The following is a 14,637-nucleotide window of genomic DNA, read 5'->3' on the forward strand; positions in this document are numbered from 1 at the left end:
CCAGGCATGAACGACCCCATCGCCGTCTCCGCGCTGAGCATCGCCGGCACCGATTCCGGTGGTGGCGCCGGAATCCAGGCCGATCTGAAAACCTTCGCCGCGCACCGTGTGCACGGCCTGTCTGCGGCGGCCGCACTCACCGCGCAACACACCCGTGGCGTCACCGCCGTGCATATTCCGCCATTGTCATTCCTGCGCGCGCAGATCGACGCCTGCTTCGCCGATTTCGACATCGCCGCGGTCAAGCTCGGCATGCTCGCCAATGCTGCGGTGATCGACCTGGTCGCCGATGCGCTGGAACACCATCGCCCGCCTTACGTGATTCTGGACCCGGTGATGGTGGCGACCAGCGGTGCCACCCTGCTGGAAGACGATGCGCTGGACGCGCTGCGCCAGCGCCTACTGCCGTTGGCGACCTTGGTCACACCGAATATTCCGGAAGCGCAGTTACTGCTGCGTCGCCCGATCGAGAACGCCGACGATGCCGAGCACGCGATCGCCGCCCTGCTTGAGTCTGGCGCGCGCGCAGTGTTACTGAAAGGCGGCCATCTACACGAAGGCCAACGGGTGATCGACCGCTACGACGATGGCGCCAGCCGCAGCGAATTCAGCCATGCACGGCTGCCGCTGGACGCGCACGGAACCGGCTGCACCCTCGCAGCGGCGATCGCCGCACAACTCTGCCAGGGCCTGTCATTGGCAGCGGCCTGCGCAGCGGCGATCGACTACGTGGCCCGCGCACTGCGCGGCAGCTACCGTCCTGGTCGCAGCGCAGTGGTTGTATTGGACCATTTCGGTGCCGCACGCAGCGGATGAACAAGCTTGTACATCGCGGGAAAGAGACATCGCGCCACTGCCTGCAATCGACACCGCTTCGGCATCTACTCGTCGCTACGCCTTCGCCGCAGCGAAAGCTGTTGTGGCAGAACGTCCCAAGATGATGCGCGCATCCGAGGTACGCACTGATCTGAACCACCTACGCGATGGCGGGCACGACAGTGGATCTGCTTTTCAGCCTGCCCCAGGCCGCCCTGCGGGACCCCGGAAGATTGGTGTGCAGAGCTGCGCATGCCCGCAAGCTCATGTCCATGGATGCGTACAGCCCGAGCCGAACCGGCCGGCCACGCCTCCTGAACCGAGCAAGCGGTAATCCTGGCGCAAGGCCTCGCTGAACGAGATCGGCTGAATTTTTTGAAGGAAGGATTGACGCATCCAACCATCTCACGCATAATTCCGCTCCTGACAACGCGCCCGTAGCTCAGTTGGATAGAGTACCTGGCTACGAACCAGGCGGTCGGGAGTTCGAATCTCTCCGGGCGCACCAGTCAGATAAAAAACGACAAGTTGTTGCTTGTCGTTTTTTTTTGTTTTTAGCAAGCTCATCGGGGCGACGAACAAAGCGCCCGTGATGTCATCACCGCCAGCCTGCATAGAACACCTTTTGCACGCAAAGCGCAGCGACACGCAGGCATTACCCTCCTTGCGCCCACACGCTCACGCAGCCCCCACACCGTGATGCGACGCTACAGGCGCCCGAGCTCGCCGACCGCCATCACCGGATAACCGGCCATCTGCCACGCCTCCAACCCACCCCGCAACGGCACCACGTCATCGTAATGCCGCTGGCGCAACCGCCTGGCCAGCACGGCAGCGGACACTTCATTCGGGCACGCACAGTAAATAACGATCTTGCGCTCGCGCGGCAACACCGCGACGATGTCGTCGATGCGTCGCTCGTCCACAGACAACGCCCCCGGAATGACATACGACTGCAGCGTGCGATAGCCCGGAGCACGGATATCCAACACCACCGGTACCGCATCGCCCTGCATCAACGCGTAGAGTTCGTCCACGTCGATGCGCGAGGCCTCCATCGACTTCATCAACCTGTAACGACGCCAAGCCCGATAACCCACATAGAAGGCCAGCAAACCGGCAAGCAACAGCGACGCGCGCACTCCCAGCAAACTCAACCAATCCAGCAATGCCTGTACTTGGCCGGCAAAGCATAGACCGAGCAGCAGACCACAAGCCGCCCACAGCGCGGTACCCAACGTGTCGTAGCGCAGGAACGCGGCAAGTGGCACCTGCATCGCACCGGCCATCGGCACCGAGACCATGGACAAGCCAGGCACGAACTTTGCGATCATCAGCACGCCTACCCCCCAGCGTGCATAGAAGCGCTCGGTTTGCCTCATGCAGCTGTCGCGCGACAGCGACAGCCGGCACAGCGACTGCAATGTGCGATTGCCATAACGGCGACCAGCCCAGAACCAGAGCAGATCACCGAGCAGGCTAGCCAGAATCGACACCGCAAGCGCGCTCAACAGTGCAACCCACACCCCCACACCATGGAGTAACGCATAGGTCGCACCCACCAGAATCAGGGTTGGCAATGCGGGGACAGGCAAGCCCAACGACAACGCCAACACGTTGACGAAGAGCAGACCCAGGCCATAACGCGCGATCAATTCCTGCATTTCATGCTGTGCCCAAGACGAAAAACAACCGCCGCCATTATCCTCCCGACACCGACGGCACGCGTACACGCCGGCGCATCACCGACGGAACAGATCCAGCCATCGTCACTCAAGGCATGCGCACGACGATCCTCACCATCCACACCTCGCCCATACCCCCGCTACAACCAGCGCATGCCACGCGTATCGAAAATGCGCAGGGCATCGTGAGCGAATAGTCTGGCAAGCTTATGCCGCGCCAAGTCCACCAGCACGATCATGCAATATGCACGCAACCAGGGGCAGCGAACACGGGCGCGTCATTGCACCGGCAAGCACAAGGCCCACCTGAGGCGCACCAAGGATCGGCATCCGCAGTGCAACGGACTTCCATCTATCCGCCCTCTCGTCATTGCCTGGAAAATCCTCACCAGCCAGACGTTCGATGAGCTTATACGCCACCGCACCCTCAGTGGGTTGAATACACAAACGAACGTCGTCGTGGCCGATGGCGTCGCGCGGAAAGCAGTCCGAGATCGTACACAAGCGTCTCGCCCAAGCGAGCTCACTGGCGAAAAAAGAAACGCCTGCAAATCATTACTTTGCAGGCGTTTGTCGACTACTGGCGGAGTGAGAGGGATTCGAACCCTCGATAGAGCTTTTGACCCTATACTCCCTTAGCAGGGGAGCCCCTTCATTCAGCCGCTCGGGCATCACTCCGGATTTAAGCGTTGCGGCTATTCCGCGACCGGCCGCGAAGAATACAGGGTTGGAGCATCTCAGGTAAACCCTTTCTTCAAATCAATCGACGGACGAGTCACCATGCCCACCGGAGCCATGGGAATTCGGCTCGTCGCCGCGCTGGATGCGCTGATAGATCTCTTCGCGGTGCACTGCCACGTCCTTCGGCGCGGTGATACCGATACGCACTTGATTGCCCTTGACCCCGAGCACAGTCACGGTGACCGCATCGCCGATCATCAATGTTTCGCCTGCCCGGCGAGTCAAGATCAACATTTTTAAAATTCTCCTTAGGACCGGCACTCCCACCAGCACGACACCCCACGTGGGGCGCACCATAACCAATAGGGAAAATGAGGTTCGATCTTAATCGAAGCCGTGCGCCCGCAGCAAGATGGGCCGATAGAGATTCAGGGGAGATGTTGTTTGACCCATCCCGGGACGCCTGCCAAGGCATGGACAAGGGCGGGCCCGTCCTCACCACCACCCTGGGCGAGGTCCGGGCGGCCGCCGCCCTTGCCCGATATTTGACTGGCGATCTGGCTCAACAGTTCTCCGGCCTTGACCCGTCCCATTGGGCTGCCATTCACCCCCGAAACCAGGGCGACCTTGCCCCCGCTAGCACCCGCCAACACGATCACACAGTCGCCAAGCTGCTGCTTCAAGCGATCCATCGCCTCGCGCAATGCCTTGGCGTCGAACCCCTCCAGCCGTACCGCGAGCACTTTCACTCCGCTCACATCGACCGCAGAACCGGCCAGGTCGGCCGTAGCGCTGGAGGCCAACTTGGCTTTTAATGCCTCCATTTCGCGCTCCAGGCGCCTGTGCTTGTCACCAAGCTGACGAATCTTGTCTACCATGTCAGTCGCGCTGCCACCGACTAACTCGGCAGCCTCATGCAACATGGCTTCTTCGGCCGACACGTAATCCAACGCGCCCTGACCTGTCACCGCCTCGATGCGGCGGACGCCGGCGGATACGCCGCCTTCACTGGTGATTTGCCGCTCGGGCATCACTCCGGATTTAAGCGTTGCGGCTATTCCGCGACCGGCCGCGAAGAATACAGGGTTGGAGCATCTCAGGTAAACCCTTTCTTCAAATCAATCGACGGACGAGTCACCATGCCCACCGGAGCCATGGGAATTCGGCTCGTCGCCGCGCTGGATGCGCTGATAGATCTCTTCGCGGTGCACTGCCACGTCCTTCGGCGCGGTGATACCGATACGCACTTGATTGCCCTTGACCCCGAGCACAGTCACGGTGACCGCATCGCCGATCATCAATGTTTCGCCTGCCCGGCGAGTCAAGATCAACATTTTTAAAATTCTCCTTAGGACCGGCACTCCCACCAGCACGACACCCCACGTGGGGCGCACCATAACCAATAGGGAAAATGAGGTTCGATCTTAATCGAAGCCGTGCGCCCGCAGCAAGATGGGCCGATAGAGATTCAGGGGAGATGTTGTTTGACCCATCCCGGGACGCCTGCCAAGGCATGGACAAGGGCGGGCCCGTCCTCACCACCACCCTGGGCGAGGTCCGGGCGGCCGCCGCCCTTGCCCGATATTTGACTGGCGATCTGGCTCAACAGTTCTCCGGCCTTGACCCGTCCCATTGGGCTGCCATTCACCCCCGAAACCAGGGCGACCTTGCCCCCGCTAGCACCCGCCAACACGATCACACAGTCGCCAAGCTGCTGCTTCAAGCGATCCATCGCCTCGCGCAATGCCTTGGCGTCGAACCCCTCCAGCCGTACCGCGAGCACTTTCACTCCGCTCACATCGACCGCAGAACCGGCCAGGTCGGCCGTAGCGCTGGAGGCCAACTTGGCTTTTAATGCCTCCATTTCGCGCTCCAGGCGCCTGTGCTTGTCACCAAGCTGACGAATCTTGTCTACCATGTCAGTCGCGCTGCCACCGACTAACTCGGCAGCCTCATGCAACATGGCTTCTTCGGCCGACACGTAATCCAACGCGCCCTGACCTGTCACCGCCTCGATGCGGCGGACGCCGGCGGATACGCCGCCTTCACTGGTGATTTTGAACAGGCCGATGTCGCCTGTGCGTGTTACATGCGTACCGCCGCACAGTTCAGTGGAGTAGTCGCCCATCTTCAGTACGCGCACGCGCTCGCCATATTTTTCGCCGAACAGCGCCATCGCACCGAAGTCCAGCGCTTCCTGCATTCCCATCTGATGCACTTGGACCGCATGGTTCGCGCGCACCTGCTGGTTGACCTTGCGCTCGATCAACGCCAGCTCCTTGGCCGCGATCGGCTGGAAGTGCGAAAAATCGAAGCGCAGGCGATCTGGCGCCACCAGCGAGCCTTTCTGCTGGACATGCGTTCCCAAGACCTCGCGGAGCGCGGCATGCAACAGATGAGTCGCAGAGTGGTTGAGGATAGTTGCACGACGGCGCTCGGCATCGACCTGACCGGAAAGCACATCGCCGATCTTCAGAGTACCCTCGATCAACGTACCGACATGGCCATGGAACTGGCCGGCGAACTTCTGCGTATCGGCCACAGCAAAGCGCGTGCCGCCCTGCAGCAACATGCCGACATCACCGACTTGACCGCCAGATTCCGCATAGAATGGTGTCTTATCGGTCAGCAGGATCACCGCATCGCCTGCCTGCACAGACTGCACAGGCCGCCCGTCCTTGAGCAATGCGACCACACGCAAGTCATCGGACTGCAAGCTGTCGTAGCCCAGGAACACGGTCGGCGCCAGTGTCGCGACCAAGTCGGCCGGCAACTGCACGCCGCCGCCGAACTTGCCGGCCTCGCGTGCGCGCCTGCGCTGCTCTTCCATTGCCGTCTGGAAACCCTGCTCGTCCACGCACAAAGCGCGTTCGCGGGCGATGTCCTGAGTCAAATCCAGCGGAAAACCGTAAGTGTCGTACAAACGGAAGGCATCTTCGCCAGCGATCACGCCTCCCTGCGCACTCGCAGCAACGTCTTCGAAGATCTTCATCCCGGCGTCGAGAGTTTCGGCAAAGCGCTCTTCCTCGGCCTGTAACGCCCGCAACACGGTGTCCTGCGCCGCGACCAGTTCGGGATAGGCCTCGCCCATCAGCGCAACCAGGGTCGGCACGAGCTTGCTGAAGAATGCCTGCCGCACACCGAGCATCCAGCCATGACGCAAGGCACGACGGATGATCCGACGCAGAACATAGCCGCGCCCCTCGTTGGACGGCAGCACACCATCGACGATCAAGAATGCGCATGCACGGATGTGATCGGCGATCACGCGTAACGATTTGTTCTCCAGATCGGCCGTCGCGGTCAGCTCGGAAGCCTTACGGATCAGCGTCTGGAACAGGTCGATTTCATAGTTGGTGTGCACATGCTGCAGGATTGCCGCCAAGCGCTCCAATCCCATCCCGGTATCCACGCAGGGTGCCGGCAGCGGCACCAGGTTCCCATCGGGCTGGCGATCGAACTGCATGAACACAAGGTTCCAGATTTCGATGAAACGGTCGCCATCCTCCTCCGGCGATCCCGGCGGACCTCCCGGGATATGTGCGCCATGATCGTAGAAGATCTCGGTACAGGGCCCGCAGGGCCCGGTATCGGCCATCTGCCAGAAGTTGTCCGAGGCGTAAGGCGCCCCCTTGTTGTCGCCGATACGCACGATGCGCTCTTCGGGCACACCCACCATATCGCGCCACAAGCCATAGGCCTCATCGTCCGTGTGGTAGACCGTGACCAACAGACGCTCGGCCGGTAATTTCCACACCTGCGTCAGCAACTCCCAGGCCCAACTGATCGCCTCTTTTTTGAAATAATCGCCGAAGGACCAGTTGCCGAGCATCTCGAAGAACGTGTGATGGCGGGCGGTATAGCCGACCGAGTCCAGATCGTTGTGCTTGCCGCCAGCACGCAGACAGCGCTGCACATCCGCCGCGCGCACGTAGCTGCGCTTCTCCGCACCAAGGAACACGTCCTTGAATTGGACCATGCCGGAATTGGTGAACAGCAGCGTCGGATCGTTACCGGGGACCAGTGGGGCGGAGGGCACGATGGTATGGCCCTTGCCCTTGAAGAACTCGAGGAAGTCACTACGAATCTGGGAGGTGGAGAATTTGGCGGGTGCGTTCATGGGCTGGCTGTAAACGAGCGGGCGGGTTTTCAGGTGCGCCCTCAACGATGAAGACGCATAGAAACCGGACAAGATAAGCCACCAAGGGTAACAGGCCCGACCTCCTCAGTCCTCCGTGGCATCGCGCATGGCTGCGCGGATGCTGTCGCCGTCGAAACCCCGCCGCGCCAGCAGGTCGGCGGCCTTGCGCCGTTGTTGCAGCTCTCTTGACCCTTCCGCGCCGAAACGCCGCATCACCAAGTCGCGGGCATTTTCGACCCAATCGCCGTCGAACGTTGCCATGGCCATCGCGATGGCATCGCTATCGAACCCATGCGTGCCTAGCATTGCGCGGATATACAACGGCCCGTAGCCCAGGCTGGCACGGCTGCGGACCAAGAGTTCAGCGAACCGGCCATCGTCCTGCCAGCCATCTTCACTGAGACGATCCACTGCCGCATTGGCGGCCTCTACCTCCACACCGCGCGCTAACAACTTGCGGGTCAATTCCTTGCGTGAATGCTCGCGCCGCACCAACAGTCCCAAAGCCTTCTGTAGCGGCGTCTGCTCAGGTTGTCGGCGACGCCGATGTCGCGCTTGCGCAGGCTCTTCACTCATGAAAATCCACCACCCGTCATTCGTCCCTCCCTGGCACGCGTGCTCCTTAGCTTGATCAAGACTGCCGAGGGAGACGAGCGGCACTGACTCCACCGCTCCCCCGGCAGAAAATCATTCCGCTTCGAGGTCTTCGGCGTCGGCTTGGCTGGGTGCGATTTCCGTGGGTTGGAACTTCTCGCGTAGTTCGCTTTCCAACTTGGCCGCGACCTGAGGGTTGTCGCGCAGGTAGCCGCGAGCGTTGTCCTTGCCCTGGCCGATGCGCTCGCTGCCGTAGCTGTACCAAGCACCCGCCTTTTCAACCAGTTTGGCTTCCACACCCATGTCGATCAGCTCGCCCTCGCGGCTGATGCCTTCACCGTAGAGGATTTCGGTGACGACCTGCTTGAACGGGGGGGCCAGCTTGTTCTTGACCACCTTGATTTTGGTCTGGTTGCCGATGATTTCATCGCCCTTCTTGATCGCGCCGATGCGGCGGATATCCAACCTCACCGAGGCGTAGAACTTCAGTGCGTTACCGCCGGTGGTGGTTTCCGGACTCTGGCCAGGCATCATCACGCCGATCTTCATGCGCAACTGATTGATGAAGACGACCAGGGTATTGGAGCGCTTGATGTTGCCGGTGAGCTTACGCAGCGCTTGGCTCATCAGACGCGCCTGCAGGCCGGGCAGTTGATCGCCCATTTCCCCTTCAATTTCGGCTTTCGGGGTCAACGCGGCGACCGAGTCAATCACCACGATGTCCACCGACCCCGAGCGCACCAGCATATCGGCGATTTCCAGCGCTTGTTCGCCGGTATCCGGCTGCGACAGCAATAATTCGTCGACATTGACGCCAAGTTTGGCGGCGTAGACCGGGTCCAGCGCATGCTCGGCGTCGATGAACGCAGCGGTGCCGCCGTTCTTCTGACACTGCGCGATGGCCTGCAGGGTCAGGGTGGTCTTACCCGAAGATTCCGGACCGTAGATCTCGACCACCCGCCCCTTCGGCAGGCCGCCGATGCCGAGCGCGATATCCAGCATCAGCGAGCCGGTCGGAATCACTTCCACGGCTTCGATGACACGATCGCCCATCCGCATCACCGAGCCCTTGCCGAACTGCTTTTCGATCTGACTCAGGGCGGCCGCGAGCGCGCGCTTCTTGTTCTCGTCCATTGTTGTTTCCTTGGAAGGTGAGGAGGATGTGCGGAGTGGGTTCAATGTAATGACCTGGTATCGCACAGGCTGAGACGACGCGTGGCGCAGCCAAAATAATGTGATCGAGCGTGCCTAGGACAGCGGCGAATGGCGATCTGCAAGGTCGGGGAAGTCCCAAGAACGGTGTCGTGCATGCCCTGCCCCCGCCGCATCAGCGATTGGGACGCAGCAGACCGCAATACAGCCCTTCGATGGCGAAGTCCTGATCGGGCAACACTTCGATCGGCGCGTAGTCCGGATTGCGTGGTAGCAGACGAATGCGGTCCTTGCCGATCTTGAGCAGCTTGACGGTGATTTCTTCCTCGATCCGCGCCACGACAATCTGGCCCGAACGCGCATCGCGAGTACGGTGGACACCGATCAGGTCGCCATCGAAGATGCCTTCGTTGCGCATCGAGTCGCCCTGCACTTTCAGCAGGTAATCCGGCGCTGGCGAGAAAAACACCCGGTCCAGTACCACGAAATCGTCGGAGCCGATGTCCGCACCAATCGGCAAACCGGCCGCGACGCGCCCCAGCACCGGTAGGCGTAGGACCTCGGCCTTATCCACCTGCGGCGGCGGTGCCGGCACGCCCGTTCCGCCCAGCAAGCGGATTCCACGCGCCTGTCCCGGCACGCGCCGGATCGCGCCTGCCTGCTCCAGTGCCTCAAGGTGATATTGCGCGGCGCGCACGCCCTTGAAGCCGAGGGCGCGGGCAATTTCCGTTTGCGACGGCGGGACGCCCTCGTGTTCGATGCGCTCGGCGATCAAGTCGAGAATCGCCTGCTGGGTTTCGGTTAGCTCCATGATTAGTAGTAATACTACTAAAAATCCCAAAAGGCAACCCTCCATGTCGCCACCACGCACCAACCACTCCAATCGCATGCTTCGCCCGACGTGGTTGAGCGCTTGACAGCACGGTACGCAAGGGTCGCCCCCGACTGCAACCATCGGCATGCTCAGCGCGCGTTGCGCCAGATCCAGAAGAACATGCCGCAGGCTCGACCCGGCAAGTACCGTGCGGCAGACCGGCAAGTACCGTGCGGCAGATCGCCAGGCGGTTGCCGCGCGGCAAGCACGACGCGGCAAGCAAGAGAAGTGACGCCAACAGAATTGAAAATCGCCTTATCGTTGCCTCGCCCAGGGCATCGATGAGTTGCGGCAGGCTGACGGGTGATCCAACGTCGGCGCCACGATCACGGTTTTCCACATCGCGCACATCCGCTATCGCTGTGCTCAGCGGCGTTCACAGCAGCGCGTCCAGACCGCGTAGGGCCGCCGCCACGGTCTGCCGACGCACCGCGTCGCGGTCGCCGGGGAAGTGGAACAGTTGTGCACTGGCATAATCACCGCGCCGCTTCCAGCCCAGCCAGACGCTGCCCACTGGCTTGTCCGCCGAACCGCCACCAGGTCCGGCGATGCCGGTGACCGCCACCGCGATGCTGGCCCCGGAACTGACCAACGCGCCAGACACCATTTCGATCACCGTCTCGCGGCTGACCGCGCCATGCTGCTCCAGCGTCTGCGGACGTACTCCGAGCAACGCCTGCTTGGCTTCGTAGCTGTAGGCGACGATGCCGCAGTCGAACCAGGCCGACGAACCGGCCACGTCGGTCATCACTTTGGCGATCCAGCCACCGCTGCAACTCTCGGCGGTGACGAGCCGTTCGCGTGCGCAACGCAGTCGCTCACTCAGCTCGGTGGCAAGATGCAGCAGGTCTTGATCGGTAGGCAGGCTCATGGCGCGACTCGGAAAACCAATGCGCTTTGTAGCCCAATTCGCCGTGGCTGTCGCGCGCGCGCCAGCGGATGGCCTGGCCGTCTGCGACAGCCGCACCTATGCCAGATCGACATCGATAGCGCACTACGCCCGATCAATGTCGTGCGACAAGTCAGCTCCAAGCAGAGCGCTCAGCGCCGCTGCCATTCCTCTTGCTCGCGCGGCGGCAACAGCGCGCGGATCGGCGCGCCGTCGGTGCTGGCGGCAAGGCGCTCGGCTTCGGTGATCGGGATGTCCACCTGCAGCAGCCAGCCATCCTCGTCGCTCTGCTCACTGCGGATCACTTGCAACTGGTGCAACTGCGAACGCAGGCGCCCAGCGCTCGGTGGAAGGCGCAAACGTCCCTGCACGTGACGCAATCCCAGGCGCTGGCCGAGCACCTGTTGCAGCAGATCCTGGCCACGTCCGTCGCGTGCCGAGATCCACACGCGCTCGCGCCGTGCCGTGTCGGGAACGCCGTCCTGTGCATCGTGGCGCGCTTCGGCACCCTCGATACGATCGATCTTGTTGAACACCAGCAACTGCGGCAGCTCGCCAGCGCCGACCGCGTGCAGCACCTCGTCGACCTGCGCGATGCGCTCCTCGCGCAATGGATCGGCAGCATCGACGACATGCAGCAGGAAATCGGCCTCACGCGCCTCGGACAGGGTGGAGCGGAACGCGGCGACCAGTTCGTGCGGCAGGTTGCGCACGAAGCCGACGGTATCGGCGAGCATTGCATTGCCACCAGGCAAGGCGATCCGGCGCACGGTCGGGTCCAATGTCGCGAACAACTGATCGGCGGCATAGGCCTCGGCACCGGTCAGCGCATTGAACAGGGTCGATTTGCCCGCGTTGGTATAGCCGACCACGGCAATCCGTGGCAGTTCACTGCGTACCCGCGCGCGACGCATTTGCGTGTGCTGGACTTCGACCTTTTCCAAGCGCTTCTGCAACTGCTCCACCCGCTTCTGCAGCAGGCGTCGGTCGGTTTCCAACTGGGTTTCGCCAGGACCGCGCAAGCCGATCGCACCACCGCGCTGACGCTCCAGGTGGGTCCATCCACGCACCAGGCGCGTGGCCATGTGCCGTAATTGCGCCAGCTCGACCTGCAGTTTGCCTTCGTGGCTGCGTGCGCGCTGAGCGAAGATATCCAGAATCAGCCCGGTGCGGTCGATCACGCGCCGCTCCAAGTATTTCTCCAGATTACGCTCCTGGCCCGGGCTGAGCGCGTGATTGACCAGAATCAGATCGGCGCCGCTGGCATCGGCGGCCGCCTTCACTTCCTCCAGCTTGCCGCTGCCGATCAGGGTGGACGGGCTGGGCTTGTCGATACGCGCGGTCACGGTCACCGCGATGCTGGCGCCAGCCGAGCGTGCCAGATCGGCGAACTCTTCCAACACGTCGTCTTGCAACGGACCGCCCGCGTAGGGCTGGATCAACAGTGCGTGTTCGCCGCGACGCGACCGATCAAACACCTGCAACTCCAGCCTTCAACAACCCACTACTCAGCTTCGTCATCGCCCGCACTGCCACCTTCATTCTGCTGCACATAACCACCCCCCGGCCCGACACGCACGTTGCGCGCCGGCACCACGGTGGAAATGGCGTGTTTGTAGACCATCTGACTCACGGTGTTACGCAACAGCACCACGAACTGATCGAACGACTCGATCGTCCCCTGCAACTTGATCCCGTTGACCAAATATACCGACACAGGCACCCGTTCACGCCGTAACGCGTTGAGAAAAGGATCTTGCAAGGATTGCCCCTTAGACATGCTTCACTCCCGAACTTATTGTTTTTATTGTCCGGCACGCCAATGCAGCTCCCCTGGCGTGGTCCGGAACGCTGATGGTACACAACCACGAGCGCAAGCACAGCGCGACAGGAATCCGGCTCAGGCGAGGAAGGATTCCAGCGCCGCCTGCAAACGCCCAGCATCGCCCTCCGGGTCGAACCAGCGCGCGTCCAGTTCGCCGCGTAGCCACGTCAATTGACGCTTGGCAAGCTGGCGGGTGGCGGCGATGCCACGTGCGCGGAAGGTCGCCGCGTCGGTCTCGCCGTCCAGGTACTCCCATGCCTGACGATAGCCGACCGCACGCACCGCTGGCAGTTGCAATGGCTGTTCCAGCGCAACCATGGCGGGCAAAGCGCGCAATGCACGCACCTCGTCGAGAAACCCTTGCGCCAGCATCGCGTCGAAACGCGCTTCGATGCGCCGATGCAGCACGCTGCGCTCGCTGGGCGCCAAGATCAATTTGAGTACCCGCAGCGGCAACCGAGGTGGCCTGGGCTGGGCCTGCCAGTCACTGATCGGCCGCCCACTGTGTTGGTAAACCTCCAACGCGCGCTGGATGCGCTGCGCATCGCCCGTGCCGATCCGCTGCGCTGCCACCGGGTCGACCTGTTGCAATTGCGCATGCAATGCGGTCCAGCCTTCGGCACCCGCACGCGCGGCCAATGCGGCCCGAAACTGCGCATCGGCCGGCGGCATCGGCGCCAGGCCTTCGAGCAGGGCCTGAAAGTACAGGCCGGTCCCGCCGGCAAGGATCGGCAGGCGACCACGGGCGACGATTCCCTGCAGTGCGGCGCGCGCATCCACCGCGAATTCGGCCGCCGAATAGGTCTGCCAGGGATCGCGCAGATCCAGCAGATGGTGCGGCACCCGTGCCCGCTGTGTGGGGTCGGGCTTGGCCGCGCCGATCTCCAGATTTCGGTACACCAGGGCCGAATCGACGCTGACGATCTCGCCACCGTAGCGCTCGGCCAGGGCGATGGCCACCGCAGTCTTGCCCGAGGCAGTCGGGCCCATCAACGCGATCGCGCGCGGGCGCTGGTCGGCCGGCATCAGTCCTCGTCCGGCCAGCGGATCGGCGTTGCCGTCCCGGTCGCAACACGCGGCGACGGCACGGCGTGTACCGCCTGCCAGACCGTCAGTGCGTCCACGGTCGCGGCGACGTCGTGCACGCGCAGCAGCAATGCGCCGCGCTGCGCCGCCAGCAGGTGCGCGGCGACCGAGCCGGCCACACGCTGTTCCGGCGCCGCGCGTCCGGTCAGCTCGCCGATACTGCGCTTGCGCGACAAACCCGCCAGCACCGGAACGCCCAACTCGCACAAACGCGGCAAGTGCGCGAGCAACTGCACATTGTCGGCAGTGCTCTTGCCGAACCCGAAGCCTGGATCGATCAGCAAGCAACGCTTTTCAATCCCAGCCATCTCCGCAGCGAAAATCCGCTCGACCAGGAATCGATGCACCTCAGCGACCACGTCGTCGTAGTGCGGCGCATTGCCTGCCGCGTAGGCGTCGCCGGGCATGTGCATCAGGATCACGGGCACGCGCAAGTCCGCCGCCGCATCCAACGCGCCGGGCGCACGCAAGGCCTGCACGTCATTGATCATGCCGGCACCGGCCGCCACCGCCGCGCGCATCACCTCCGGCTTGAAGGTGTCAACGCTCAGCGGCAGCGAGGTCTGCGCGGCCAGTCGCTGGATCACTGGAATGACGCGACGCAGTTCTTCCTCCACCGGCACCGGCGTGGCGCCAGGCCGGGTCGATTCACCACCGATATCGAGCAGGTCCGCGCCCTCCTCGGCCAGACGCAGGCCATGCGCAACCGCCGCTTCGACCGTCGCATGCGCGCCGCCATCGGAGAACGAATCGGGGGTGACGTTGACGATGCCCATGATCCGTGGGCGGTCCAGCACCAGGATGCGGCCAGCGCAATCCAGGCGAGGCGAGGTATCGAACATCAAACAGGTCTCCTGGTCATCTGTGCAGCCGGGAAGGGCCGCCTACGCGCCG

At 62.7% G+C, this 14,637-nt stretch carries 14 protein-coding genes, 2 tRNA genes and 1 pseudogene; 3 read left to right on the forward strand and 14 right to left on the reverse strand.

Translation table 11 applies throughout. The features are described from left to right. Positions 1–6 precede the first annotated feature (6 nt). Together thiD and XANALMUS060_RS09080 are read left to right on the forward strand one after the other, a co-directional pair. Positions 7–816 (forward strand): bifunctional hydroxymethylpyrimidine kinase/phosphomethylpyrimidine kinase, encoded by an 810-nt coding sequence (gene thiD / locus XANALMUS060_RS09075; RefSeq protein WP_045738124.1) that lies wholly within the window; start codon positions 7–9, stop codon positions 814–816. A 431-nt stretch (positions 817–1,247) separates the two neighbouring features. Next, positions 1,248–1,324, forward strand: a tRNA-Arg gene (locus XANALMUS060_RS09080). Positions 1,325–1,523: 199 nt separating this feature from the next. Here the strand turns inward: XANALMUS060_RS09080 and XANALMUS060_RS09085 are convergent. Further along, positions 1,524–2,480, reverse strand: coding sequence for a DedA family protein/thiosulfate sulfurtransferase GlpE (locus XANALMUS060_RS09085; RefSeq protein WP_045738125.1), 957 nt, complete (start codon positions 2,478–2,480; stop codon positions 1,524–1,526). Between the two features lie 8 nt (positions 2,481–2,488). Here XANALMUS060_RS09085 and XANALMUS060_RS19780 point away from each other — a divergent pair, with 8 nt between their 5' ends. Then, on the forward strand, positions 2,489–2,698 hold the full coding sequence (locus XANALMUS060_RS19780; RefSeq protein ID WP_152640451.1) for a hypothetical protein: 210 nt from the start codon (positions 2,489–2,491) through the stop codon (positions 2,696–2,698). Positions 2,699–3,082: 384 nt separating this feature from the next. Here the strand turns inward: XANALMUS060_RS19780 and XANALMUS060_RS09090 are convergent. From XANALMUS060_RS09090 to folP, 13 genes and pseudogenes are all read right to left on the reverse strand, one after another. Continuing rightward, positions 3,083–3,179 (reverse strand) — tRNA-Ser (locus tag XANALMUS060_RS09090). An 81-nt stretch (positions 3,180–3,260) separates the two neighbouring features. After that, a complete protein-coding gene (csrA, locus tag XANALMUS060_RS09095) occupies positions 3,261–3,476 on the reverse strand; it encodes a carbon storage regulator CsrA (RefSeq protein WP_045727306.1) in 216 nt (71 codons plus the stop codon). A 134-nt stretch (positions 3,477–3,610) separates the two neighbouring features. Further along, positions 3,611–4,201 (reverse strand): annotated as a pseudogene (locus XANALMUS060_RS09100) (DHHA1 domain-containing protein); the annotation flags it as partial. A 99-nt stretch (positions 4,202–4,300) separates the two neighbouring features. Then, positions 4,301–4,516, reverse strand: coding sequence for a carbon storage regulator CsrA (csrA, locus tag XANALMUS060_RS09105; protein WP_045727306.1), 216 nt, complete (start codon positions 4,514–4,516; stop codon positions 4,301–4,303). 134 nt (positions 4,517–4,650) lie between these two features. After that, positions 4,651–7,302, reverse strand: coding sequence for an alanine--tRNA ligase (gene alaS, locus XANALMUS060_RS09110; RefSeq protein ID WP_045738127.1), 2,652 nt, complete (start codon positions 7,300–7,302; stop codon positions 4,651–4,653). Between the two features lie 105 nt (positions 7,303–7,407). After that, positions 7,408–7,899: a recombination regulator RecX gene (recX, locus tag XANALMUS060_RS09115; RefSeq protein ID WP_045738128.1), complete on the reverse strand. Its 492-nt coding sequence runs from the start codon at positions 7,897–7,899 to the stop codon at positions 7,408–7,410. Positions 7,900–8,010: 111 nt separating this feature from the next. After that, positions 8,011–9,051: a recombinase RecA gene (gene recA, locus XANALMUS060_RS09120; RefSeq protein ID WP_045738129.1), complete on the reverse strand. Its 1,041-nt coding sequence runs from the start codon at positions 9,049–9,051 to the stop codon at positions 8,011–8,013. 193 nt (positions 9,052–9,244) lie between these two features. Beyond that, positions 9,245–9,880, reverse strand: a complete 636-nt coding sequence (gene lexA, locus XANALMUS060_RS09125) for a transcriptional repressor LexA (RefSeq protein WP_045738130.1) — start codon at positions 9,878–9,880, stop codon at positions 9,245–9,247. Positions 9,881–10,319: 439 nt separating this feature from the next. Then, positions 10,320–10,814, reverse strand: coding sequence for a nicotinamide-nucleotide amidohydrolase family protein (locus tag XANALMUS060_RS09130; protein ID WP_045738131.1), 495 nt, complete (start codon positions 10,812–10,814; stop codon positions 10,320–10,322). Between the two features lie 170 nt (positions 10,815–10,984). Continuing rightward, positions 10,985–12,310, reverse strand: a complete 1,326-nt coding sequence (gene hflX / locus XANALMUS060_RS09135; RefSeq protein ID WP_045738205.1) for a ribosome rescue GTPase HflX — start codon at positions 12,308–12,310, stop codon at positions 10,985–10,987. A 26-nt stretch (positions 12,311–12,336) separates the two neighbouring features. Further along, positions 12,337–12,612, reverse strand: a complete 276-nt coding sequence (gene hfq, locus XANALMUS060_RS09140) for an RNA chaperone Hfq (RefSeq protein WP_045727300.1) — start codon at positions 12,610–12,612, stop codon at positions 12,337–12,339. 120 nt (positions 12,613–12,732) lie between these two features. Continuing rightward, entirely contained in the window at positions 12,733–13,683 is a 951-nt protein-coding gene (gene miaA / locus XANALMUS060_RS09145) for a tRNA (adenosine(37)-N6)-dimethylallyltransferase MiaA (RefSeq protein WP_045738132.1), read from the reverse strand. Beyond that, entirely contained in the window at positions 13,683–14,585 is a 903-nt protein-coding gene (gene folP, locus XANALMUS060_RS09150) for a dihydropteroate synthase (RefSeq protein ID WP_045738133.1), read from the reverse strand. The genes miaA and folP overlap by 1 nt, the downstream gene beginning before the upstream one ends. Positions 14,586–14,637: the final 52 nt, after the last annotated feature.

Source organism: Xanthomonas sp. MUS 060 (genome assembly GCF_000963215.1).
Classification (GTDB): domain Bacteria; phylum Pseudomonadota; class Gammaproteobacteria; order Xanthomonadales; family Xanthomonadaceae; genus Xanthomonas_A.

Bases quoted from the DNA above. Each gene is read 5' to 3' on its own strand.
- thiD (WP_045738124.1), top strand. From the start codon at position 7: ATGAACGACCCCATCGCCGTCTCCGCGCTGAGCATCGCCGGCACCGAT.
- XANALMUS060_RS09085 (WP_045738125.1), bottom strand. From the start codon at position 2,480: ATGCAGGAATTGATCGCGCGTTATGGCCTGGGTCTGCTCTTCGTCAAC.
- csrA (WP_045727306.1), bottom strand. From the start codon at position 3,476: ATGTTGATCTTGACTCGCCGGGCAGGCGAAACATTGATGATCGGCGAT.
- csrA (WP_045727306.1), bottom strand. From the start codon at position 4,516: ATGTTGATCTTGACTCGCCGGGCAGGCGAAACATTGATGATCGGCGAT.
- alaS (WP_045738127.1), bottom strand. From the start codon at position 7,302: ATGAACGCACCCGCCAAATTCTCCACCTCCCAGATTCGTAGTGACTTC.
- recX (WP_045738128.1), bottom strand. From the start codon at position 7,899: ATGAGTGAAGAGCCTGCGCAAGCGCGACATCGGCGTCGCCGACAACCT.
- recA (WP_045738129.1), bottom strand. From the start codon at position 9,051: ATGGACGAGAACAAGAAGCGCGCGCTCGCGGCCGCCCTGAGTCAGATC.
- lexA (WP_045738130.1), bottom strand. From the start codon at position 9,880: ATGGAGCTAACCGAAACCCAGCAGGCGATTCTCGACTTGATCGCCGAG.
- XANALMUS060_RS09130 (WP_045738131.1), bottom strand. From the start codon at position 10,814: ATGAGCCTGCCTACCGATCAAGACCTGCTGCATCTTGCCACCGAGCTG.
- hfq (WP_045727300.1), bottom strand. From the start codon at position 12,612: ATGTCTAAGGGGCAATCCTTGCAAGATCCTTTTCTCAACGCGTTACGG.
- miaA (WP_045738132.1), bottom strand. From the start codon at position 13,683: ATGCCGGCCGACCAGCGCCCGCGCGCGATCGCGTTGATGGGCCCGACT.
- folP (WP_045738133.1), bottom strand. From the start codon at position 14,585: ATGTTCGATACCTCGCCTCGCCTGGATTGCGCTGGCCGCATCCTGGTG.